Origin of the sequence: Roseomonas sp. CECT 9278, from assembly GCF_918698155.1 — a bacterium.
GTDB lineage: Bacteria > Pseudomonadota > Alphaproteobacteria > Acetobacterales > Acetobacteraceae > Neoroseomonas.
The window spans coordinates 32330-54554 of sequence record NZ_CAKKLX010000034.1; the positions used below are offsets into that span (position 1 = coordinate 32330).

General features: G+C 73.2%; 13 protein-coding genes and 1 pseudogene. 8 read left to right on the forward strand and 6 right to left on the reverse strand.

From position 1 onward, the window contains the following. Positions 1 to 52: 52 nt before the first annotated feature. Positions 53 to 1414 carry an LLM class flavin-dependent oxidoreductase gene (locus LQ222_RS18990; protein WP_230168416.1) on the reverse strand — a complete coding sequence of 454 codons (1362 nt, stop codon included), beginning with the start codon at positions 1412 to 1414 and terminating at the stop codon, positions 53 to 55. A 126-nt stretch (positions 1415 to 1540) separates the two neighbouring features. Here LQ222_RS18990 and LQ222_RS18995 point away from each other — a divergent pair, with 126 nt between their 5' ends. From LQ222_RS18995 to LQ222_RS19005, 3 genes are all read left to right on the forward strand, one after another. Continuing rightward, positions 1541 to 5236, forward strand: coding sequence for an ExeM/NucH family extracellular endonuclease (locus LQ222_RS18995; RefSeq protein ID WP_230168417.1), 3696 nt, complete (start codon positions 1541 to 1543; stop codon positions 5234 to 5236). Between the two features lie 105 nt (positions 5237 to 5341). Then, positions 5342 to 6925: an ABC transporter substrate-binding protein gene (locus LQ222_RS19000; protein WP_230168418.1), complete on the forward strand. Its 1584-nt coding sequence runs from the start codon at positions 5342 to 5344 to the stop codon at positions 6923 to 6925. Then, the gene (locus LQ222_RS19005; RefSeq protein WP_230168419.1) at positions 6922 to 8265 is read left to right on the forward strand and encodes an LLM class flavin-dependent oxidoreductase; all 1344 of its coding nucleotides are present in this window, start codon (positions 6922 to 6924) and stop codon (positions 8263 to 8265) included. Before LQ222_RS19000 ends, LQ222_RS19005 begins: the two co-directional genes overlap by 4 nt. Before the next feature lie 93 nt (positions 8266 to 8358). On the opposite strand, the gene LQ222_RS19010 is transcribed toward LQ222_RS19005, so the two are convergent. Genes LQ222_RS19010 through LQ222_RS19020 form a run of 3 tightly spaced genes read right to left on the reverse strand, consistent with a single transcriptional unit; the run spans position 8359 to position 11442 of the window. Next, positions 8359 to 8823, reverse strand: a complete 465-nt coding sequence (locus LQ222_RS19010) for a GNAT family N-acetyltransferase (RefSeq protein WP_230168420.1) — start codon at positions 8821 to 8823, stop codon at positions 8359 to 8361. A 49-nt stretch (positions 8824 to 8872) separates the two neighbouring features. After that, positions 8873 to 10270 (reverse strand): ATP-binding protein, encoded by a 1398-nt coding sequence (locus LQ222_RS19015; RefSeq protein ID WP_230168421.1) that lies wholly within the window; start codon positions 10268 to 10270, stop codon positions 8873 to 8875. A gap of 23 nt (positions 10271 to 10293) precedes the next feature. Next, entirely contained in the window at positions 10294 to 11442 is a 1149-nt protein-coding gene (locus LQ222_RS19020) for a penicillin-binding protein activator (RefSeq protein WP_230168422.1), read from the reverse strand. 29 nt (positions 11443 to 11471) lie between these two features. On the opposite strand from LQ222_RS19020, the gene rsmI reads away from it, so the two are divergent. Both rsmI and LQ222_RS19030 read left to right on the forward strand, forming a co-directional pair. Next, positions 11472 to 12317: a 16S rRNA (cytidine(1402)-2'-O)-methyltransferase gene (gene rsmI, locus LQ222_RS19025; protein WP_230168423.1), complete on the forward strand. Its 846-nt coding sequence runs from the start codon at positions 11472 to 11474 to the stop codon at positions 12315 to 12317. 205 nt (positions 12318 to 12522) lie between these two features. Beyond that, complete coding sequence (locus LQ222_RS19030; protein ID WP_230168424.1) at positions 12523 to 13383, forward strand: calcium-binding protein; 861 nt, start codon at positions 12523 to 12525, stop codon at positions 13381 to 13383. A 116-nt stretch (positions 13384 to 13499) separates the two neighbouring features. Here LQ222_RS19030 and LQ222_RS19035 read toward each other — a convergent pair whose 3' ends face one another. Both LQ222_RS19035 and LQ222_RS19040 read right to left on the reverse strand, forming a co-directional pair. After that, the gene (locus LQ222_RS19035) at positions 13500 to 15611 is read right to left on the reverse strand and encodes a YjbH domain-containing protein (RefSeq protein WP_230168428.1); all 2112 of its coding nucleotides are present in this window, start codon (positions 15609 to 15611) and stop codon (positions 13500 to 13502) included. A 219-nt stretch (positions 15612 to 15830) separates the two neighbouring features. After that, the gene (locus LQ222_RS19040) at positions 15831 to 18524 is read right to left on the reverse strand and encodes an SLBB domain-containing protein (protein ID WP_230168425.1); all 2694 of its coding nucleotides are present in this window, start codon (positions 18522 to 18524) and stop codon (positions 15831 to 15833) included. A 104-nt stretch (positions 18525 to 18628) separates the two neighbouring features. Between LQ222_RS19040 and LQ222_RS19045 the strand changes: the two genes are divergently transcribed. The 3 genes and pseudogenes from LQ222_RS19045 to LQ222_RS19055 form a co-directional block, all read left to right on the forward strand. Continuing rightward, on the forward strand, positions 18629 to 20407 hold the full coding sequence (locus LQ222_RS19045) for a heparinase II/III family protein (protein WP_230168426.1): 1779 nt from the start codon (positions 18629 to 18631) through the stop codon (positions 20405 to 20407). Then, positions 20407 to 21336, forward strand: coding sequence for a hypothetical protein (locus tag LQ222_RS19050; RefSeq protein WP_230168427.1), 930 nt, complete (start codon positions 20407 to 20409; stop codon positions 21334 to 21336). The genes LQ222_RS19045 and LQ222_RS19050 overlap by 1 nt, the downstream gene beginning before the upstream one ends. Positions 21337 to 21583: 247 nt before the next feature. Further along, a pseudogene (locus LQ222_RS19055) lies at positions 21584 to 22225 on the forward strand (O-antigen ligase domain-containing protein); the annotation flags it as partial.

Below are 22225 nucleotides of genomic sequence, written 5' to 3' on the forward strand. Positions count from 1 at the left end.
CGCCTTGCCGGAATGAGGGATGCCGCATAGCGGCGGCGCCGGCCGGGGGCAACTAGCGCGGGAAGAAGCGGTTCGCCGGCATGTCCAGCCCCAGGTGCCCGCGCAGCGTCGTCGCGGTGTACTGCCGGCGGAACAGGCCGCGGCGCTGCAACTCGGGCACCACCTCGTCCACGAAGCCGTCGAAGGCGCCGGGGAACCAGGCGGGCAGGATGTTGAAGCCGTCCGCCGCGCCGCTTTCGAACCATTCCTGCAGGGTGTCGGCGATGTCGGCGACGGTGCCGGCCATGACCCAGTGGCCGCGCGCCGCGCCGGTCAGGTTGTGCATGTCGCGCCAGGTCATGCCCTCGCGCTTGGCCTTGGCCAGCATGGCGCGGGCGAAGCCGTGCGAGGTGTCGGGCAGCGGCAGGTCGGGCACCTTGTCGTCCAGCGCGAAGCCCGAGACATCGATGCCGAGCCGCCCCGACAGCAGCGACGCCGCGTTGGTCGAGGTGACGAAGGATTGCAGCTGGTCGAGCGTGTCGCGCGCTTCCTGCCGCGTGCGGCCCAGGATGGGCATGACGCCGGGCAGCACCGCGATCTCCTGCGGCGCGCGCCCGTAGCGCGGCATGCGGTCCTTCAGGGAGGCGTAGGCGGCCTTGGCTTCATCGAGATCCTGCACCACGGAGAACACGACATCCGCCGTGCGGGCGGCCAGGTTCAGCCCGGGTTCCGACGACCCCGCCTGCAGCACGATCGGCCGCCCCTGCGGGCAGCGCCCGATATTGAGCGGGCCCTTCACCTTGAAGAACTCGCCCTCGTGGTCGAGCGCGCGGACCTTCGCACCGTCGATGTAGCGGCCGGTGTCGCGTTCCGCGACGATGGCGCCGTCGTCCCAGCAATCCCACAGCCCGGTCACGACATCGATGAATTCCTCCGCCACGCGGTAGCGCGCGTCATGCGGCGGGTGCTGGCGGCCGAAATTCGGCGCGGATCGCGGGTTGGACGACGTCACGGCATTCCACGCCGCCCGCCCGCCGGTCAGGTGGTCCAGCGATGCATAGAAGCGCGCGACGTTGAAGGGTTCCTCGTAGGTCGTGGACATGGTGGCGCCCAGGCCGAGATGCGTGGTGGTCGCGGCGAGTGCGGCCAGCATCGTGATCGGTTCGAAGCGCGCGGTGAAGGATGGGTGGTCGTTGACGCCGGCCGCCAGGCCATCGCCCAGGAACAGCAGGTCGAAGCAGCCGCGTTCGGCGATGCGCGCGATGTGCTGGATGACCGGCAGGGACTGGAAGCTGTCATAGGCGCCGGGCATGCGCCAGCCGGCGATGTGGTTGCCGGTGCCCAGCACGAACACGCCCAGATGCATCTGCCGCTGCGCCATCATGCCCTCCGCCTTGCGTGACGACAGCGTGACCGCGTCGCGGCGCGCCGGCAAGTCGCGGTTCCGTCGCATGGCCGACGCTGAATCTTAACGGGCAGCCGCCTTGTTGCGGGGGTGGTTGAAGGAACACCTTGCGGCCCGAAACGCCGCCCAGTCGGCGCCGCGCCAGGAGACAGCCGCATGTCCGCGACCTACCACAACCTCGCCGCTGGAAATCTCAGCCAGGATTGGAGCAATACCGGGCTGATCGCGGCCAGCGACGACTGGAGCGGCGTGCCCTCCATCATCGGCTATCGTGGTGACGACGTGACCTCGGCGACCGGTGCCGACCCGCAGCTGCTGACCGGCGACGGCACGGTCACGGTGGACGTCAACGCCAACCAGACGGCGCCGAACACCTTCTCGACCGGGGGCGTCGCGGAATTCGAGATCGCCAACCCCACCATCGCGCTGAACGGATCCGGCACGGCGGATGCGCCGTATCTCGTGGTGTTCCTCGACACCACCGGGCGCAACACGGTGACCCTGAATTTCAACGCGCGCGACCTGGACGGGTCGACCGACAACGCGGTGCAGCCGATCGCGGTGCAGTACCGCATCGGCGAGACCGGCGCCTGGACCAACCTGCCCGCCGGCGCCATCGCCGATGCCACCACGGGCCCCTCGCTCGCGACCCAGGTGACGCCGGTCAGCGTGGTGCTGCCGGCCGAGGCGGAGAACCAGCCGCAGGTGCAGGTGCGGATCATCACCGCGAACGCCGCCGGCAATGACGAATGGGTCGGCATCGACGACATCCTGGTCACCTCCAGCGGCGCCGGCGGCGGGCCGGTCGAGACCCTGTCCATCGCCGCCGCCTCCGCCGACAAGGCCGAGGGCAATGCGGGGACCACCGACTTCACCTTCACCGTGACCCGCACGAATGGCGAGGGCGAGGCCGGCGCCACCTGGACGCTGACCGCGCCCGGCGGCGCGGATGACTTCGCCGGCCCGCTGACCGGCACCGTGGACTTCGCCGCCGGCGAAACCGAGAAGACCATCACCATCGCGGTCGCCGGCGACACGCTGGTCGAGGCCAGCGAAGGCTTCACCGTGACCCTGTCCGACCCGACCGGCGGCGCGGTGATCGGCACCGCCAGCGCCACCGGCACCATCCGCAACGACGATGTCGAGGTGGTGCGGATCAGCACCGTGCAGGGCACCGGCGCCGCCAGCACGCTGGTCGGCCAGACCGTCACCATCGAGGCGATCGTGGTCGGCGACTTCCAGACCGGCGACGCCGACACCAAGCGCAACCTGGGCGGCTTCTACCTCCAGGAGGAGGACGCCGATGCCGATGGCAATGCGCTGTCCTCGGAAGGCATCTTCGTGTTCCAGGGGTCGCTGCCCGGCGATGTCGCGATCGGCGACAAGGTTCTGGTGACCGGCACGGTGCGCGAGAATTTCGGCCAGACGGAAATCACCGCCACCTCCGTCACAGTTGTGGACAGCGGCAACGCCGCGCCGACCGCCGCCGAGATCCTGCTGCCCGCCGCCGGCACCACGCTCAGCCAGAACGGCGACGTGCAGCCCGACCTCGAAGCCTATGAAGGCATGCTGGTCACGCTGCCGCAGACGTTGACGGTGACCGAGCAGTTCCAGCTCGATCGCTTCAACGAGATCAAGCTGGTGGCCGGCGACCGCCCGTCGCAGTTCACCCAGGACAACCTGCCCGACGTTGCCGGCTACCAGGCCTCGCTGGACGAGGTCGGCGCGCGCACCATCACCTATGATGACGGGCTGAACACGCAGAACCAGCCGATCGGCACCCTGGACGGCTTCGGCCCGACCTACAGCACCGCCAATGCCCCGCGCATGGGCGACACCGTCACCGAGCTGACCGGCGTGCTGGACTACCAATGGGCCGGCAACAGCGCGAGCGGCTCCACCTGGCGCGTGCGCTCGGTCGAGGACGGCGCCAATAGCTTCGACGAAGGCACGCCGCGGCCCGAGACGCCGCCCGATGTCGGCGGCACGCTGCAGGTGGCGTCGTTCAACGTGCTGAACTTCTTCCCCACGCTGAACACCATCAACGACACCGGCACGAACAACCCGGCCGACGATACCGCGCTCGGCTTCGACCCGCGCGGCGCCAACAGCACGGCCGAATACGAACGCCAGCTCGAGAAGCTGGTGACCACGCTGGCGGCGCTGGATGCCGAGGTGATCGGGCTGATCGAACTCGAGAACGACTTCCGCCCCGGCGCCGCGGGCAATGCGATCGAGATCATCGTCAACGAGCTGAACGACGATGCGGGCGCCGATGTCTGGTCCTGGGTGAATCCGGGCGTCGATTTCGTCGGCACCGATGCGATCGCGGTCGGCATGATCTACCGCAACGACGCGGTGCGCCTGGCACCCGGCAGCGCGGTGGCCGTGCTGGAGGACGGGCTGATCGCCGATGCCGGCCGCGCGCCCCTCGCCGCCAGCTTCGAACACCTGGGCAGCGGCGAATCCTTCACGGTCACGGTCAACCACTTCAAGTCGAAGTCGTCCGCCGCCGACCTGCCCGGCGATGCCGATGCCGGCGACGGCCAGGGCCTGTCCAACGCCACGCGCGTGCAGCAGGCGCAGGAGCTGGTCGACTGGCTGGAGACCAACCCGACCGGGGCCGATACCGACGGCGTGCTGATCATCGGCGACCTCAACGCCTATGCGAAGGAAGACCCGATCCGGCTGCTGGAAGGCGCCGGCTATACCAACCTCGAGGACCCGGACGACTATTCCTACGTGTTCGACGGGCTGACCGGCTCGCTCGACCACGCGCTGGCGAATGACGCGCTGGCCGGGCGCGTGACCGGCGCGGCGGCCTGGCACATCAACGCCGACGAGGCCGATGCGCTGGACTACAACCTCGATTTCGGGCGCGATGCGGCGATCTTCGACGGCACCGTGCCCTACCGCACCTCGGACCACGACCCGCTGATCGTGGGTCTCGACCTGCGCCCGGCCGAGGCGATCGAGTTCATGCTGTCGCAGGGCCCGAAGGACGGTGTCGGGCTGCTGTATCGCAACGCGGCGGTCGCCGACCTGCAGGACAGCACGGATGCCGATGACAGCACCGGTGCGACGCTCGGCCGCTTCGACCGCGACGATGGCGATGTGCGCGTGCTGGCGGTCGAGCTGGAGAACGGCCGCACCATCGGCAGCCAGCGCGACCCGCAGGCGCGGCTCGACTGGCTCGAAGACGGCGCGGCGGTGCTGCGCGACACCGCGCGCCACGGCGCCGATGCCGTCGCGGTGACCGACTTCGTGGGCCAGGCTTTGACGGTGAAGGGCTTCGACATCGTCGATGTCGCGCTGGACCGCGACGCCGCCATCGACCTGCGCATCCGCGATGCCGAGCACGCCAGCGTGACCACCGGCGCCGGCGACGACACCATCCGCGTCGATGGCGAGACGGGCTCGCTGTGGCGCCCCAACCGCTTCGACATCGATGCCGGCGACGGCGACGACCTGATCCGCCTCGATGTCGAGGATCGCTGGTCGTGGCTGGTGGCGCGCGCGCGCGCGGAGCTCGACGGCGGCGCGGGCGACGACACCATCCGCGGCGGTGCCTCGGCCGATACCATCGACGGCGGCGCCGGCGCGGATGTGATGTCGGGCGGCGGCGGGCGCGACACCTTCGTGCTGCGCGCCGGCGAGATCGACGGCGACGTGATCCGCGACTTCGACAGCATCCGCTTCGGCCTGCTGGGCCGCGACCAGCTGGTCTTCGAGGGCTTCGCCGACGACGCCGTGCTGGCCAATGCCGGCGGCGACCTCTGGACGATCGGCGGCGAGACCTTCGAGCTCGACGGCGTGCGCGCGCTGCGCGCCAGCGACTACGAGATCGTCTGACAGCAGGCCGGGGGCCGGTTCAGCCGGCCCCTGGCACACGGGTTGCTAACCATGCGAGGCTCACGTCGCGGCCGCCGGGGCCGCGCGCCGCGCAGGAGTGACCCCATGCCCCGCCTTCGCCCGACCCTCGCCGCGGCGGCGCTGCTGCTGGCGGCCGCCGCGCCGGCCGGCGCGCAGACCCTGCGCATCGCCTTCAAGGCGTCGATGGACGGCACCGACCCGCACCAGACCTTCACGCCCAACCGCAACGCGCAGCTGCATGTGTGGGAAACGCTGGTGACGCAGGACGCGACGCTGCGCCCACGCCCGCAGCTGGCGGAATCCTGGCGGTCGGTCGATCCCGTCACCTGGGAATTCAGGCTGCGCCGCGACGCCGTGTTCCATGACGGCACGCCCTTCACCTCGGCCGATGCGGCGTTTTCCATCCTGCGCGCGCGCGCCGCCACCGGCCCGCGCACCTATGCCGCCGCGGTGCGCAACGTGGCCGGCGTCGAGACGCCCGATGCCCATACGCTGATCGTGCGCACCACCGTGCCCACGCCCCTGCAGCCGGACTTCCTGGCGGCCATCGCCATCCTGAACGCACGAGCCGCGGAAGGTGCGGTGGATGCCGATTTCAACGGCGGCCGCGCTGCCATCGGCACCGGCCCCTATCGCTGGGGCCGCTGGACGCCGCAGCAGGACGTCACCTTCGAACGCAGCCCGAACTGGCGCGGCACGCCCGAGCCCTGGGCGCGCGTGCAGATCCGCTTCGTGCCGAATGACAGCGCGCGCGTCGCCGCCCTGCTGGCCGGCGACATCGACGTGATCGACAACGTCCCGACCGGCCTGCACCAGCGCGTGCGTGAGAATGCGAACCTCCAGCTGGTGAACGGCTATTCGGTCTTCACCCACTATTTCTACCTGGATGCCATGAGCGCGCAGGTGCCCAACATCACCGGCGCGGACGGCCAGCCGCTGCCCAGCAACCCGCTGCGCGACCTGCGCGTGCGCCGCGCCATCAACCACGCCATCAACCGCGTGGCGCTGGCCGACCGCGTGATGGAAGGCGGCGCCACCGCCACCGGGCAGATCGCCGCCCCCGGCCTGATCGGCCATGTGCCCAACCTGCCCCTGCCCGAATTCAACCCCGCCCGCGCCCGCGCGCTGCTGGCCGAGGCCGGCTACCCCAACGGCTTCACCTTGACCGTGCATTGCACGCAGGACCGCTTCGCCGGCGATGCGCGCACCTGCCAGGCGATCGGGCAGATGCTCACCGCCGTGGGCATCCGCACTCTGGTCGAGGCGCTGCCCATGCCGATCTACCTGCGCCGCAGCGCGACGCTCACGCCCGGCGGCGCGCCGGAGCTCTCCGCGCACCTGGCGATGTTCGGATCATCGTCCGGCATCGCCTCGGAGGGGCTGACCGCGCTGCTGCGCACGCCCAACGCCGCGCGGGCGCATGGCGGGTGGAACCGCACGCGCTTTTCCAACGCGGAATTCGACGCCATGCTCGACCGCGTGGACAGCGAATTCGATCCCGAGACGCGCGAACGGCTGACCCAGGAAGCGATCCGGTGGGTGGCCGACAACGTGCCCCTCGCACCCGTCTTCCATGTCGGGGCGTCCTGGGGGGCGAAGCGCGGCCTGGTCATGACACCGCGCGCCGACCAGTACACCATGGCCACGGAGATCCGGCCCGCACCATGACGAAGCAGCTTCACCTCGGCGCCTTCTTCTTCACGCCGGGCAGCCATTCCGCCGGCTGGCGGCATCCGCTCGCGGTCGCCGAAGCCGACATGTCCTTCGCGCACTACGTGCAGATGGCGCAGACCGCCGAACGCGGCTGCCTCGACTGCGTGTTCTTCCAGGACACCGCGGCGGTGAACGGCAGCGCGGGGCTGGATGGCGCATCGCCGTGGCGGCCCGGCATGGGGCGCCAGGTGTTTCCCGAACCGGCCACGCTGATCGCGGCGCTGGCACCCGTCACGAAGCACATCGGGTTGGTCGCCACCGCCACCACCACCTACAACGACCCCTATACCATCGCGCGGCGCTTCGGCTCGGTGGACCATATCTCCGGCGGGCGTGCGGGGTGGAACCTGGTCACCTCGCAGATCGAGGACGAGGCCGGCAACTACGGCTTCGACCGCCACCCCGACCACGCCAACCGCTACGAACGCGCCGAGGAATTCTTCGACGTCTGCGCCGGACTGTGGGACAGCTTCGAGGACGGCGCCTTCATCCGCGACAAGGCGTCCGGCCGCTACCTCGACCCATCCAAGGGCCACATCCTCAACCACCAGGGCGAGTTCTTCCGGGTGCGCGGGCCGCTCAACCTGCCGCGATCCCCGCAAGGCCGCCCCGTCATCGCGCAGGCGGGTTCGTCCGATGACGGCCGCAAGCTCGCCTCGCGCGTCGCGGACATGATCTTCACCGCGCAATCCGTGCTGTCGGAAGGCATCGCCTTCTACCAGGACATCCGCGCCCGCGCCGCCGCCCATGGCCGCGACCCCGACCATGTCCGCGTCATGCCCGGCTTCATGACCATCCTCGGCGAAACCCAGCAGGAAGCCGACGACATCGCCGGCGCGCTGGCCGACATGATGGACGAAGCCAATGCCATGCGCCTGCTGGCACGGCTGTGCGGCGACCTCGACATCCACGCCTATCCGATCGACGGCCCGCTGCCCGACCTGCCGCCCTCCAACGCCGCGCGCGCGCGGCAGGAACACCTGGTCGCGAAGGCGCGGGCCGAGAACCTCAGCATCCGCCAGGTGGCGCGCTACCTCGGCACCGCGCTCGGCCACCAGCTCATCATCGGCACGCCGAAGCGCGTGGCCGACACCATGCAGGAATGGTTCGAAGCGGGTGCCTGCGACGGCTTCACCCTGCTGTTCCCGTTCTACACCAAGCCGCTGGATGATTTCGTGCGGCTGGTGGTGCCCGAACTGCAGCGGCGCGGGCTGTTCCGCACGGCCTATCCGGGGCCGACCCTGCGCGACAGCCTGGGCATCCCGGCGCCGGCGAACCGCTTCGCGGCGGGGTGACGCCAGCCGGGCCTGCCCCTGGGCGGGCCGGATCCGCAGCCCATGCCTTCGCCGCGCCGGCGGGGGCGGGCACCGGGGTGCCTGCCGCGCGCGTCAGCGCAGCGCCTTGGCCATGTACACGCGCGCGAAGCCCTTCTCGCTGGCCCGGCCGGTCTCGCGGAAGCCGACCCGGCCATAGAGCGCGATGTTCTCGGTCATCAGGACATGGGTGTAGAGCCGCAGCTCGGCATGGCCGCGCCGCCGTGCCTCGGCCTCGGCGAAGGTCATCAACGCACGGCCATGGCCCTTGCCCTGCGCGGCCGGCGCGACCGCGACATTGTCGAGCAGCAGCGCGTCGTCGGCATCCTCCAGCACGACCAGGCCCACCAGCGCGCCGTCGGCTTCCAGCACCCAGGCCTGGCCATCGGCGATCCGCTGCGCGTAGTCGTCCACCATCGGGCCGGGCGGCTTGCCCAGGCGCGCGACATAGTGCCCGTAGGCATCGGCCACGAGCCGGCGGAGGCCCTCGGCTTCGCCAGGTTGCGCGCGGCGCGGGCGGATCGGGCTGGGGGCGGTCATGGACGCGATCCTGCGCGGTGCCGCGCCGGGGTGGCAAGCCTGCGCCCCGTCACCCGCCGGGCAGCCAGACGCGGAAGGTCGTCCCGACGCCTTCCTCGCTTTCGATCGTGAGCGTGCCGCGGTGCCGGTTGACGATGTGCTTGACGATCGCGAGGCCGAGCCCCGTGCCGCCGGCGCTGCGCGAGCGCCCCTTGTCCACGCGGTAGAAGCGTTCGGTCAGGCGCGGGATGTGGTCGCGCGGAATGCCGGCGCCGTCATCCGCCACGCTCAGCACCACGCCGGCGCGGCCATCCGGCGCCGCGCCGGGCGCCACCGCCAGGCGGATGCTGCCGCGGTCGCGCCCGTGGCGGATCGCGTTGTCCAGCAGGTTGCGGATCACCTGCGCCAGCTGGTCGGCATCAGCCGGTTCGGCGGCGCAATCCACCACCTCCAGCACCAGCTTCGCCTTGCGCCCGGCCAGGATCGGCGCCATCGCATCGGCCTCGGCGCGTGCCACCGCGGCCACGTCGGCACGGCCGGACGGCGTCTGGTGTTCCGTGAGCTCGATGCGCGACAGGCCGAGCAGGTCGTCGATCAGCCGCCGCATGCGGTCCGATTGCTCGGCCATGATCTGCAGGAAGCGCTGCTGCGCGGCGGGGTCGTCGGCGGCGGGGCCGCGCAGCGTCTCGATGAAGCCGATCAGGCTGGCCAGCGGCGTGCGCAGTTCATGGCTGGCATTCGCCACGAAATCGGCGCGCATGCGTTCCACCGCGCGTTCCCGCGTGCGGTCGGACAGCAGCACGATCACGCGCCCGCCATCGGCCAGCGGCGGGTCCATCGGGATCACCTGCACCGCCACGTCGCGCATCACCGGCACCGGCAGCACCAGGTCGGCCACCGCCGGCGCGCCGCTGGACAGCGCCTGGTCCAGCGCCTCGGCCAGGGCCGGGTGGCGCAGCAGCGCGGCGGCATCGGGCGGCGTGGCTGCGCCGGCGCGCGGGTCGGTGCCCTCCCGGGTGCCGAGCATCTCCCGCGCCGCGCGATTGGCGCGCAGCGCGCTGCGGTCGGCGGCCAGCACCAGCAGCGGGTCGGGCAGGGCCTCGATGATGGCGGCGTCGGCGCGGCGCAGGCGTTCGACCAGCGCGCCGCGCTCGGCCAGGCTGCGGGCCAGGCGCGTCACGCCATCGGCCACGTCCTGCACCGAGGGCAGCAGCGGCGCCACGCTGAGATCCGGCATGCCATCGCCGCCCGAGGCGGCGCGGATCTGCCGGGCCAGGCGCCCCAGGCTGCCGAGCCAGATGCGCGCCACCGCCGCCCCGCTGGCGAGCGTGACGATCAACGCGGCGGCCGCGTGCCGCGGCGCGAGCTCGCCGATGGCCGCCAGCAGCAGCAGCATCGCGGACGGCGCGCCCGCGACGACCAGCGTGGCGCGAAACCAGGGAGCGGCGCGCGGCGCCTCACCGAACATGGCGCGCGCGCCGCTGCGCGACGTCAGGACCCGGCCGCGCCCGGGGCCGGCGCGCGCTCGACCATGCGCGACTCGCCGCTCGGCTCGACCGCGAACAACGCCAGGCCCCGCTGCACCAGCCCTTCCGGCTGCAGCCGCACCGGGCCGTCCACGCCGTCGAACACCTCGCCGGTATTGGGGCCGGCCTGGCCGCGCGGCGTCAGCACCACGCGCGCCGCCACGCCGGCGGCGTCATAGGCGATGCCGGCCAGGCGCGGCGGGCGTTCGCCGAAGGCGCCTTCGAAGCGCGCATCGAAGCTGGCGCGCGACCGCGGGTCGGGGGCGGCGAACAGCGCGCCATGCAAGGCGGGTTCCTGCCCCAGCGTCGCATCCTGCGCCCATAGCGCATGGCCCAGGATGCGCGGCGCCGGCGCATTCAGCCCGGCCGGGCCCAACCCCGCCGCGATGCCGCGCGCCAGCGCCCCGGTGCTGCCGATCAGCACGGCGTCGACGGCGCCGGCGGTGCGCTGCGCGATTTCCTGCGCCACCTGCCCGCCGCTGGCGCGCGCCGGGTGCAGCACCACGGTCGGGTCCGGCAGGCCCCATTCGGACGCCACCGACCGCATCGCCGCGGCCAGGGCGCGGCCGAAGCCGTCGTCCGGCGCCGCCACCGCGAAGCGTTGCGCCCCGTTCGACATGGCGGCACCCATCGCGCGGCGCACCTGCTGGGCCGGCGTGACGCCCAGCGTCCAGACCCCGGGGCCGGATTGCGCGGCATCGTTGGTGAAGGCGATCACCGGGATGCGCGCGGCCCGGGCGGGCGCCGAGGCGGCGGAGGTCTCGGCGGCGGTCAATGGCCCGACGATCACGCGCGCGCCCGCGCCGACCGCCTGGCGGGCCGCACCGGCCGCGCCGGACGCCGTGCTGCCGGTATCCATCGGCAGGAAGTCCACGGTGCGGCCGCCGCGTTCGAACATGGCGAGCTCGGCCGCCTGCTCCATCGCGCGGCCCAGCGAGGCCTGCGGCCCGGACAGCGGCAACAGCAGCGCGATGCGGTTGCGCGCCGGTTCCTGCAGCGGCTGGCGGGAGGCGATCGGCCCCGCCCCTTGCTCCCCGCAGGCCGCGAGGCCCACAAGGGCCAGCACGGCAAGCGCGGAGAAGCGGCGTGGCAGGCGATGCGGCAGAAGGGACACGGTCCTCGGATCCTCCCGGTGGTCCGGCCATGCGGCCGGGCCTGGTGCTTGTCGCGACGCCGATCGGCAACCTCGCCGACCTGTCGCCGCGTGCCCTTGCCGCGCTGAAGGCCGCCGATGCCGTGCTGTGCGAGGACAGCAGGGTGACCGGCGGATTGCTCGCGCGCCAGGGCGTGGCGGCTACCATGATCCCCTTGCACGATCACAATGAGGCCGCGCAAGCCCCCCGGCTGGTCGAACGCATGATGGCGGGCGAGCATTTCGCCCTGGTGTCGGATGCCGGGACCCCGCTGGTGAACGATCCCGGCTACCGGCTGGTGCGCGCGGCGATCGAGGCCGGGGTGGCGGTCTCCGCCGTGCCGGGTCCGAATGCGGCGGTGATGGCGCTGTCGCTGTCGGGCCTGCCGCCGCACCCCTTTCTGTTCGCCGGCTTCCTGCCGGCCCGCGCGGGGCCGCGGACGGCGGAACTCGCGCGGCTGCGCGGGCTGGAGCGCGCCGGGCTCGGCGCCACTCTGGTGTTCTTCGAGGCCCCGCACCGCCTGGCGGAATCGCTCGCCGCCATGGCCGCGGCCTTCGGCGCCGGGCGGCCCGCCGCGGTCGCGCGCGAATTGACCAAGCGGTTCGAGGAAGTGCGGCGCGACGATCTCGGCACCCTCGCGGACCACTACGCGACCGCCGAGGCGCGCGGGGAGATCTGCGTCGTGGTCGGCCCCGCGCCGGCCGAGGCCGCCGGCGAGGCCGACCTCGACGCCGCGCTGCGCGCCGCCTTCGCCGCCGGGCTCAGCCTGCGCGACGCGGCGGCCAGCGCGGCCGAGGCGACCGGCCTGAAGCGCCGGGACGTCTATCGGCGGGCGCTCGAACTGGGCGAAGGCTGAGCGACGTTTGAAAATGCGCCGGGCGGCGCATTCAGCAGCCCGGCGCCGGCATTATCCAACAGTCACTGACCGCGCCCGGCCGCCGCCCCCTGCCCTGCCGGACACCATTGCGTGATGGCCCGGAAGAAGCCGCCCTGGCGCCGCGTTGTCCCGGCAGCCGCATCCGGACCCTCCCGGTGCAGGCCCAACAACGGGAGAGATCACCATGCCCACCATCTTCGGCACCGAGGACAATGACCGCCTGTTCGGCACCAGCCTGGCCGACCGCATCCTGGGCCGGTCCGGCAATGACGAGATCTTCGGCCAGGACGGCGCCGACCTCCTGGAAGGCGAGGCCGGCAACGACGAGCTGTTCGGCGGCGCGGGCAACGACACCCTCCTCGGCGGCGCCGAGGACGACACGCTGCATGGCGGCATCGGCAACGACAGCCTGAACGGCGGGATCGGCAATGACGTCGCCCGCGGCGAGGACGGCGCCGACCGCCTGACCGACGACATCGGCAACGACACGCTGGATGGCGGCGCCGGCAACGACATCCTGCGGTCGGGCCGCGACAACGACCTGCTGCTGGGTGGCGGGGGCGCCGACCAGATGTTCGCCGGCGCCGACAACGACACGCTGGATGGCGGCGGCGCCAACGACCGCATGTTCGGCGAGCATGGGGACGATTCGCTGGCAGGCGGCGCGGGCAACGACCTGATGGACGGCGGCGCCGAGCACGACACGCTGGACGGCGGCGCCGGTGCCGACACCATGCTGGGCGGCGAGGGTTCGGACCTGGTCCTGGCCGGCAGCGGCGACGACCTGATGACCGGCGGCGCGGGCGACGACACCTTCCGCTTCGAGGGCCGCACCTTCGCGGATGTCATCACCGACTTCTCGGTCACCAACGACAAGATCCAGATCGCGGTGCAGGGCGTGGACGATTTCGACGACCTGCGCTTCAGCCAGACCATCGACGGCGATGCCGTCATCGCCTGGGGCACCGCGCTCACGGGCGGGAGCGTCACGCTGCTGGATGTCTCGGTGGCGGCGCTCTCGACGGATGACTTCTCGTTCGGCTGAAGGGGCACCGGGAGGGCGCTGCCCTCCCGGACCCACCCGCCGGGGGCATACGTGCCCCCGGACCCGCGAAGACCGAATGACCCCGGGTGTGGGGGGCTGGCCCCCCGTGGCGCCCCTCATCGCGTGAACCACGCCGTGCCGCGGCGCAGCGAATCCTCGCGCCCGTCGCGCGTCGTCTCCCACAGCGGATTCTCCACGGCCAGGCGCTGGCCGCCATCGCGCTGCGTCGGGCGGATCACCGCGCCGATGCTCGACCGGCTCTGCACGCCGAAGATGTCGAGCGGCACGCGGATGAAGATGCCCTTGTCGAAGGACCCTTCGCCGAAGCGCGCATACGACACGTCGGTGAAGGTGGCGAAGGCGCCGACCTCGATGCCGGAATCGAAGCGCCGCGCCACCTCGACCGTGCCGCCCCAGTCGCCGGCGAGATACCGCCCGCCGCGCAGCGTGGTGGTCAGGTTCCACCACGGCAGGTCGAGATACAGCGAGAGATGCCCGGTCGTGACCCGGTAGTCCTGCAGCCCGAAGCGCTGGTCGTAGTCGCGCTGCGCGACGTAGTTGACATCGAGCCCGATGGCGAAGGGGCGGTCATGCGGGCGCCACAGGATCTCGCCTGAGACCCCGGCGAACATCGGTTCCAGATACCCGACGGTGCCGCGCGCAAACACGTCGGGCGCCAACGACCACATGCGTTCGCCATAGAGCGACGTGACCGCCAGGTTGCGCCCCTGCTCGGCATAGAGCGCGTAGTCCGAGCGCACCCGCGGCAGCACGGAATCCGACGCCGCGGCGCCGTCCATGTTCTGCGCCAGCACCTGCGCCACCGCCCCGCCGATCGCGAAGCCCGCACCCAGTTCGACGCGCGCATTCGCCCCGATCGCCGCCTGGTACAGCGCGGTGCGCGACGGGTCGCCGAGGATGACGCGCAGGCGCGGTTCGATCCCCCAGTCGATGAAGGGCCCCGGCGCGCGCGCGGCATCCTCGAAGGGTTCGCCGGGCGGCATCAGGATGGCGGTGGCGAAGATCTCCTCCGCACTGCCATGGCCGCGCGCGGCGGCCTCGATGGCGGAGCGCAGCACCAGCAGCCGCGCGATCTCGACGCCGTCGCGCGACCAGGCGATCAGCACGCGCTCGACCGCGCGCGGCAGCACCGGCTGCACCGCGCGGGCCACGCGCCCGGCGACCTGCGCCAGCGTGCGGAAGGGGCCGCCGGAGACAGCGATGCGCGCCTCCTCGCCATCCAGCACGAAAGCCGTCCCGCGCAGGCGTGCCTCGCGCAACGCAGCGAAGACCCGCGGCGCCAGCGCGGCCGAATCCGCCGAACCGCCCTCCACACGCGCGGTCATCGCCGGGGGCGCGGGCAGCGGCGCACGCGGCGGGTCATGCGCATCCATCCGCACGCTCGCGCGCAGCAGCAGGTCGGTGCCGTTCACCCAATGCACGCCAAGGTCCAGCCAATCATTCGACCACTGCAGCCCGGCATTCACCCGGCTGGCGGAATACCCGCGCAGGTTCGTCGTGCGCCCGGGATACCCGCCGCGCTCGTCGCGCAGCCTGTCGCCGCTGAACTCGACCTTCGCGCGCAGCCCGTCGATATCGCCCCAGGGCGTGGGCAGCGCCGGCACATTCCATTCGATGCCGCCGAAGATCGAGATATCCTCGCCGCGGAAATACGACCCCCAGCGCAGCGTGCCGCCCCGCCCGACATCGCGCGTGCGCTCGCCGAAGCCACTCCAGATATCCATCAGCGGATTGTTGCCATCGGCATAGGTGCCCAACCGCCCCCAGCCGATCCCGAGCGACAGGTCGAAATCCCAGAACCGCTTCGACGCCACCAGGTATTCGCCCGCGTAGATGCCGGTGCCCGCGATGTCCTGGATGCCGACCGCCAGCGCCGGCCGCCACTCCTGCTCGTCCCACAGCCGGATCTTGATGTCGAAGGACCGATCCGAAACCATCCCCGACCCGGTCGTGCCATTCAGCCGCTCCGTCACCCGGAACGTCGTCTCCAACCAGGGCAAGGCCTGGAACCCGACAAACCAGAACTGCCGCTGATGCCGCCACGCCACCCCCGCCTCAACCACCCCATCCGCCCGAAACCGCGCATTGCGCATCTCGATCAGGCCAACCCCACCCCAGTCCGACCCTGTCCCATCGCCACCCAGGCCCTGAGCGTGTGCGGGGCCGGCGAGGAGGGCGCAGATGGCGAGGGCGCAGCGGGGGGCCAGCCCCCCGAACCCCCCGCCGGGGGCATACGTGCCCCTGGACCCGCGAGAACCTGAATGGCTGGGTTGGGGGAGGGGCATGGTGCGCCGGTTGGGTCGGCGGCACCGACGAGCCCCTGCCCCAACCCAGCCATTTAAGACCCCAGGTCTGGAGGGCGGTTCCCCCCCCGCGGGAGGGTCCGGGAGGGCTGGCCCTCCCGGCTGCGACCTCAACACCGCGCCCTACCTCCCCGCCTCGCGCGCGATCACGGCGAGGGCCGCGGCCGAGACGGAGACCTGGCCGAGGACTTGGGTCAGGTCGCGGATGAAGCCCCAGGTTTCGTAGGGGGAGGGGTCTTGCGGCACGACCACCAGGCTGCCTGGTGGGACGGGCGGGCCGCCTTGTTGCCAGGCGGACAGGCCGGCCGCGGTCGATTGGCCGTTCGGCAGCACGATGAAGGCGCGGGAGGGGTCGGCGAAGCGTTGCGTGCCGCCGGAGGCGCGGACGTAGTCGCTGGCGCGCCACCCGGTGCGGAATTGCAGCGAGCCGGGGTTGAGCACGGTGCCGACCACGGTGACCTCGTTGGGTCGCTTGGGCATGGCGATGATGTCGCCGGGTTCCAGCAGCACATCGAGTTCGGGGCGCGCGGCGAGGATGACGGGGTTGGATTCCACCACCATGCGTCCGGCGGCGCGCGCTTCGCGCAGCGAGTTCGCCAGTTCGCGCCCGGCATTGATGGCGGAACCGAGGTCGGTCTGCGCGCCGCGCGTGCCGGCCACGGCCTGGCCGGCGGCGACCTGGATCAGGCTGGTCTCCAGCTCGCGCGCGGTGCGCTGGAAGCCTTCCTGCTGGCGCTGGCGTACGGATTCGCGGGTGAAGACGGCGCCATAGGGATAGGCCTGCGGCGTGAGCCCGCCGGCGCGCGCGATGACCTCCGACAGGCGTTCGCCGCGGCGGATGTCGTAGGTCCCGGGGCGCAGGAATTCGCCGACCAGGATGACCGGGCCGGTGTCGCGGTCGCCGAAGGATCGCGGGATGCGCACGGTGTCGCGGGGCGACAGCCGCACCGCCGCGAAGTTGCGGCTGCTGAGGTCGAGCCGCGTGCGGGCCAGCGGGATGGCGCCGGACTGGTCGGAGGGTTCGCGCGCGAATTCCACCACGCGCAGGTCGGCCGCGTCCGACAGCCCGCCGGCCGAGGCGATCGCCTGGTCGAGCCCCGTATTGTCCACGATGGGCAGCAGACCGGGGGTCCGGACCTCGCCGGTCAACACCACGGTCTGGTCGAGCAGGAAGGCCGCGAGATCCGGGTAGTCCACCATCACCTGCGGGCAGGTCGGCGCGCCGATCTCCGGGAAGCCGGCGCCCTTGATGTGCGCGAAGCGCTGGGGCGAGGCGCGCGAGGCCAGTGCGAGGGGCGTCAGCGCCGGGCAGTCGAAGGGTGGCGCGCCGGCCTGTTGCGGTGTGTTCGCGGGGGCCTCGCCGCGCAGTGCCCGCTGCACCACCGGCGATGTCAGCCAGGCGATGTCGCCGCGGCCGAGGATGATGACCTCGTCGCCCTCGCGCAGGGCCAGGTTGGCGCGCCCTTCCAGCACGCGGCCGAGGTCGAAGCCCACGAAGCTGCGCGACCCGGTGCGCGCATCCGCCCGCCACACCGCGCCCATCCGCACATAGGGGTCGTTGCGCAGCAGCCGGCGGTCGCTGATCAGCCCGCGCAGCGTCTGCCCCTGCCGCCCGCCGGCGGCGGCGCGGGTGACCGGGATGGCGACGTGGCCCGCCAGCCGCACGGTATTCGCCACCACATCGGCGCCGGGCTGCACCAGCACCGCATCGCCCCGGCGGATCATCGACGCCGGCGAAAGCTCCGCGAAGGACCGCCGCCCCGCACCGTCGCTCTGCTGGCCGAGCAGCCGATTGCCGCCGGGCCGCATGGTGCCGCCGGCCAGCGCCAGCATCTCGGCCAGCGGCGCGCCGGTGGCGCGGGCGGGCAGTTCGTAGATGGCCGGGCGCGCGACATCGCCGGCGATGGCGACGGTGCCGCCAACCGGCGGGATGATGATGCGATCGCCCTCGCGCAGCGACAGGTCGGCCTCGCCGGGCGCATCCGCGATCACGGCATACAGGTCGATCACGCGGCGGCCGCGCGGGCCCTCGATGCGGATGGCGCGCAGCGACCCGGTCTTGCGCACACCGCCGGCGGCCGACAGCGCATCCAGCACGGAGGACAGCGCGTTCAGCCCCTGGAAGCCGGGGCGCAGCACCTCGCCGGCGACGAACACGTTCATCTGCCGCACCTGGCCGATCGAGACGAAGACCTCCGACCCCGCCAGGTCGCGGGTGGCGAGGCCCTCCAGATGCGTGCGCAGATCCTTCAGGCTGCGCCCGGCGGCGGGGATGGGCGCCAGGTCCGGCAGCAGCAGCATCCCGTCGCGCCCGATGCGCAGTGTCAGGGTCTGCCGGGCGCGGCCCCGGAACGCGACGACCAGCTCGTCATCGGGGCCGAGCACGTAGTCCTCGGGCAGCGCGCCGAAGCCCTGCGTGGGGGCGCCGCCGGCGCGGAAAGTGTCGTAGCCGAACTGGCGCAGCGGCGGTCCGTCGAGCCGCGCGGCGAAGAAGGCCTCGGCGGCGGAAAGCGGGTCCTGCGGCTCCGCGGCGGGCGGCAGGGGCTGTGCCTGGAAGGTCTGGATCGGCGCGCCGCGCGGCAGGCCGGCCGGCGGGCCGCGCGTCGCGCCGCCATCGAGGAGGCGTTGCAGCGCATCCTGCTGCACCCCCGGCGGCAGGCCGGGCAGCGGTGCGCCGTTGGGCAGCACCGAGGGCAGGGTCGGCGGGGCGAGCAGCGGCGATCCGCCGGGCGTCATTTGCGCCAGGACGGCCGGTCCGGCCAGCAGCATGGCCAGCAGGGGGATCAGCCATCGGCAGCGGCGCAACAGGCCCGTCATCGGCGGGGCGGCATCCTCCGGAAACGTGAAGCGGTAATGTCATCACCTGTTTACAACTTATTGGTGATTCTGCCTATTGTCCGCGTTCATTCGCGGAGCCTGATGTGACGCGCAGCGCCATGCTGGCCGGGACGGCACCCGGGCCGTCGGTTCCCGGCGGCCGCTGGCGCCTCGCGGCGGACGCGGCCTGGCGCCTGGGCCCGCGGGCGGTGGCGCTGTTCGCCTGGCACCGGGCGATGGTGCGGCTGGGGGTGGTGCGGCGGGCGCTGCGGACCGTACCGACAGCCGTCGAGGCGACACATCGTGCGCCCGCGCCTGCCGTCGCTGGTCTGGTCCAGGCCATCGCCGGCGCGCCGGACGCACGGCACCACACCCCCTCGGAGAACGAGGCCCGTCCCCCCGGGCAGGGGCACGCCGACGGCTCGCCCTGGCACGGCCCTTTCGACGGCCGCGTGCATGCGCTCGACCTCGACCTCTTTGCCGCCGGTGATATCCGCCCGGTCTGGGAGGCGAACCGGCTGCTGCCGCTGCTGACGCTCGATGCGCCGGCCGCCGATACGCTGCTGGCGGGCTGGGTGGCGGCGAACCCGCCCTTCCGCGGCCCGGCCTGGGCCTGCGGGCAGGAGGCCGCGCTGCGCGCCCTGCACCTGTGTCTGTTCGCCGCGCTGCACGGCGCGGACCGCGTGCCCCGGGCGCTGCTGGCGGCGCATGCGCGGCGCATCGCCGCGACGCGCGCCTATGCCGCCGCGCAGGACAACAACCACGCGATCAGCGAGCCCGCCGGGCTGTTCGCGCTGGGCCTGGCGATGCAGGACCAAGCCCTGGCGCGACGCGGCGCGCACGGCCTGGCGCAGGCGGTGGCGCGGCTGGTCGCGGCGGATGGTGCCTTCGCGCAGGCCTCGCCGGGCTATCACCGTCTGTTGCTGGATACGCTCGCGATCGCCGAGTGGCTGCGTCGCCACCATGGCGCGCCGGCCTTCGCCGCGCCCTTCGCCGAACGCGCGCGCGCCGCCACGCTGTGGCTGCACCGCGTGGCGTCGATGGCCGGCGCGCTGCCGCGCGCGGGCGCCTGCGACGATTCCGCGGTGGCGGACCTGTCGGGCGGCGGTGCAGCGGATGCGCGCGGCAGCATCGAACGCGCGGCGCGCCTGTTCTGCGACGCCAGCGCGGGGCATCGCGACGATGTCGGCTGCGGCGTGCTGGGCATCGCCTGTCCCGCGGCCACGCTGCCGCGCCCCGGCGCCTGGCGCGGCGAAGGCTGGCGGGGCGAGACCCGCGGCGCGCTGGCCGTGCTGCTGCGCACCGGCGCGCCGCTGCGCTTCCGCCCCGCGCAGGCGGACCTGCTGCACCTGGAATTGCGCCACGGCGAGACCGCGCTGCTGCGCGATGGCGGCACCGGCGCCTACAACCCGCCCCCTGGCTGCGCCTGGTGGACCGAGGCGCTGGCCGGCACTGCCGGCCACAACACCATCATGTTCGATGGGGAGGAGCAGATGCCGCGCGTCTCGCGCTTCCTGTTCGCCCATTGGCCGCGCTGCCGCGCGCTGCCGGATGGCGCGGCGCTGCGCGACTGGCGCGGGCGGCGGCACGAACGGCGCTTCGCGCTGGGCGACCGCGGCCTGCGCGTGGAGGACCGTGTCGCCGGCCGCTTCGCCGCGCTCACGCTGCGCTGGCGCCTGGCCCCGGGCGACTGGACCCTGACGCCGACCGGTGCGGACGGCGCGCAGGCGCGCATCGCCATCGCCGCCGATGCGCCGCTGCGCCTGCGCCTGGCGCAGGGCTGGGAGAGCCCCGCCTATGGCGTGGTGGTGCCCGCGCCGGTGCTGGAGGTCGCGCTGCGCGCGCCGGTCACGCGCATCACCACGATGCTGGAGGTGCCGTAGTGCCGCTGGGCCTGCTGCTGCGCGGGTTGTGGGGGTGGCGGCGGGGGCTGGTGCTGGCCGTGCTGCTGGCCTGGGCGGGCGGGGCGGCGGTGGTGCTGGCGATGCCGCGCGCGCATGTGGCGCAGGCCGTCGTCGCGCCAGCCGAGACCACCTCCTTCGCGGTGTCGTCGCTGCTGTCGCCCTCGCCCTTCGCGCCGGGCGGGCTGCTGGACACGCGGCCGACCGGCAATTTCGCGATCTACCTCGGTGCCATGCGCAGCCCCGAGGCGGCGGTGATGCTGGCGCGCGAGACGGCGCTGCCGGCCTGGATCGACGCCCGCCGGCGCGAGGGCCTGGGCAGCCTGGTGCGCGCGCTGCTGGGCGACCGGCCGGCCGATGCGGACGACGTGCTGGGCTGGCTGGAACGCAACCTGGCGGTGACGCAATCCCTCGCCTCGGTGACCTGGACGCTGGAGCTGGCGCATGGCGACCCGGCGCTGGCGCTGGACATGCTGCGCCGCCTGCACGGCTTCGCCGAGGCCAAGGTGCGGTCCGACCTGGCGGAACAGGCGGCGCGCCGCGTCGCCGCGCTGGAACGCCGCCTGACGCGCGAGAGCGACATCTTCCTGCGCAACAGCCTGTACGAATTGCTGGCGCAGCAGCAGCGCGCCGGGCTGGTGGTGGCGGCAGACGAGGCGGTGGCCGCGCGGCTGGTCTCCGCGCCGATGGTCGAGGCGCGGCCCTCCCTGCCGAACCGGCCGCTGCTGCTGGTGCTGCTCGCGCTGGCGGTGCCGGCGGCCGTGCTGATGCTGGGCGCGGCGCTGCTGCTGCTGCGCCATGACCCGGTGGCGGTGGTGGCGGCCGCGGCCGCGCCGGCGCGCCGCGAACCGATGCTGGCGCGCCGCGTGCCCGACCGCCCGCCGGTATTGCCGCCGGTGCCGGGCGAATGATGCGGATGGTGGCGTTGCGCGACGCAACCGCGCGCCGTATCGGCGCCGTGGGCGGAGGCATGGCCATGGTGCCGCCGGCGTGCGGCGACCATGGGGCCGGCATCGCCATCGCCGGCGGGGCGCCAGGGCGCATCGCGCGGGCGGCCGGCGGCGGCATCATGCCGCCCCGCGGCGCGCCGGCCACCGCCGCACGCGGCGCGACGTGCCGGCGCGGCACGGTATCCGCGCCGCGGCCGGATATCGCCGCGTGACCGCCTTCGCGACCGCGGTGGGCGTGCTGGCCGCCATCCTGCACTTCGCCGGCGCGCTGAAATCCGCGCCGCTGCTGGCGGGCCTGCCCTTCGACCTGACGGCGGCGGCGGCGCTCGGGCTGCTGGCGTTGCTGCCGGTCTTCGCGGCGGCGCGCAGCTGGCGGATGGACCGCGCGTTGGCGGTGCCGGTCGCAGGCTGCGGGCTGCTGTGGCTGTGGCTGGTGCTGGCCGGGGCCTGGAGCCCCTCCGACGCCATCCTGCGCGCCAAGCTGGTGGATGCGGTGCTGCTGGGGCCGGCGATGCTGGCGGTGGGCGCCATGGTGGCCGGCGATGCGCGGGCGCTGCGCGCGCTGAGCGACGCGGCGCTGGCCATCGGCGTGTTCGTCGCGGTGGCCATCGCCTGGGGCATCGCGACCGACCGCGTGGTGCTGGGCGGCGCGCCCGGCGCGCATCCCGACCTGGTGCGCGTGCAATACCAGATCGCCGGGCTGGCGATCGCCTCGGCCGCGGCGCTGGCGGCGGTGCGCGCGACCGAGTCGCCGGCCATGCTGCCGCGCCTGGCGTGGCTGGCGCTGGTCGCGCTGCTCGGCGCCGCCGCCCTGCTGCCCGGCGGGCGCGCGGCGCTGGCGGCGCTGGCG

Coding starts and splice junctions, on each gene's coding strand:
- LQ222_RS19030 (WP_230168424.1), top strand. CDS start 12,523: ATGCCCACCATCTTCGGCACCGAGGACAATGACCGCCTGTTCGGCACC.
- LQ222_RS18995 (WP_230168417.1), top strand. CDS start 1,541: ATGTCCGCGACCTACCACAACCTCGCCGCTGGAAATCTCAGCCAGGAT.
- LQ222_RS19015 (WP_230168421.1), bottom strand. CDS start 10,270: ATGTTCGGTGAGGCGCCGCGCGCCGCTCCCTGGTTTCGCGCCACGCTG.
- LQ222_RS19040 (WP_230168425.1), bottom strand. CDS start 18,524: ATGACGGGCCTGTTGCGCCGCTGCCGATGGCTGATCCCCCTGCTGGCC.
- rsmI (WP_230168423.1), top strand. CDS start 11,472: ATGCGGCCGGGCCTGGTGCTTGTCGCGACGCCGATCGGCAACCTCGCC.
- LQ222_RS19000 (WP_230168418.1), top strand. CDS start 5,342: ATGCCCCGCCTTCGCCCGACCCTCGCCGCGGCGGCGCTGCTGCTGGCG.
- LQ222_RS19005 (WP_230168419.1), top strand. CDS start 6,922: ATGACGAAGCAGCTTCACCTCGGCGCCTTCTTCTTCACGCCGGGCAGC.
- LQ222_RS19010 (WP_230168420.1), bottom strand. CDS start 8,823: ATGACCGCCCCCAGCCCGATCCGCCCGCGCCGCGCGCAACCTGGCGAA.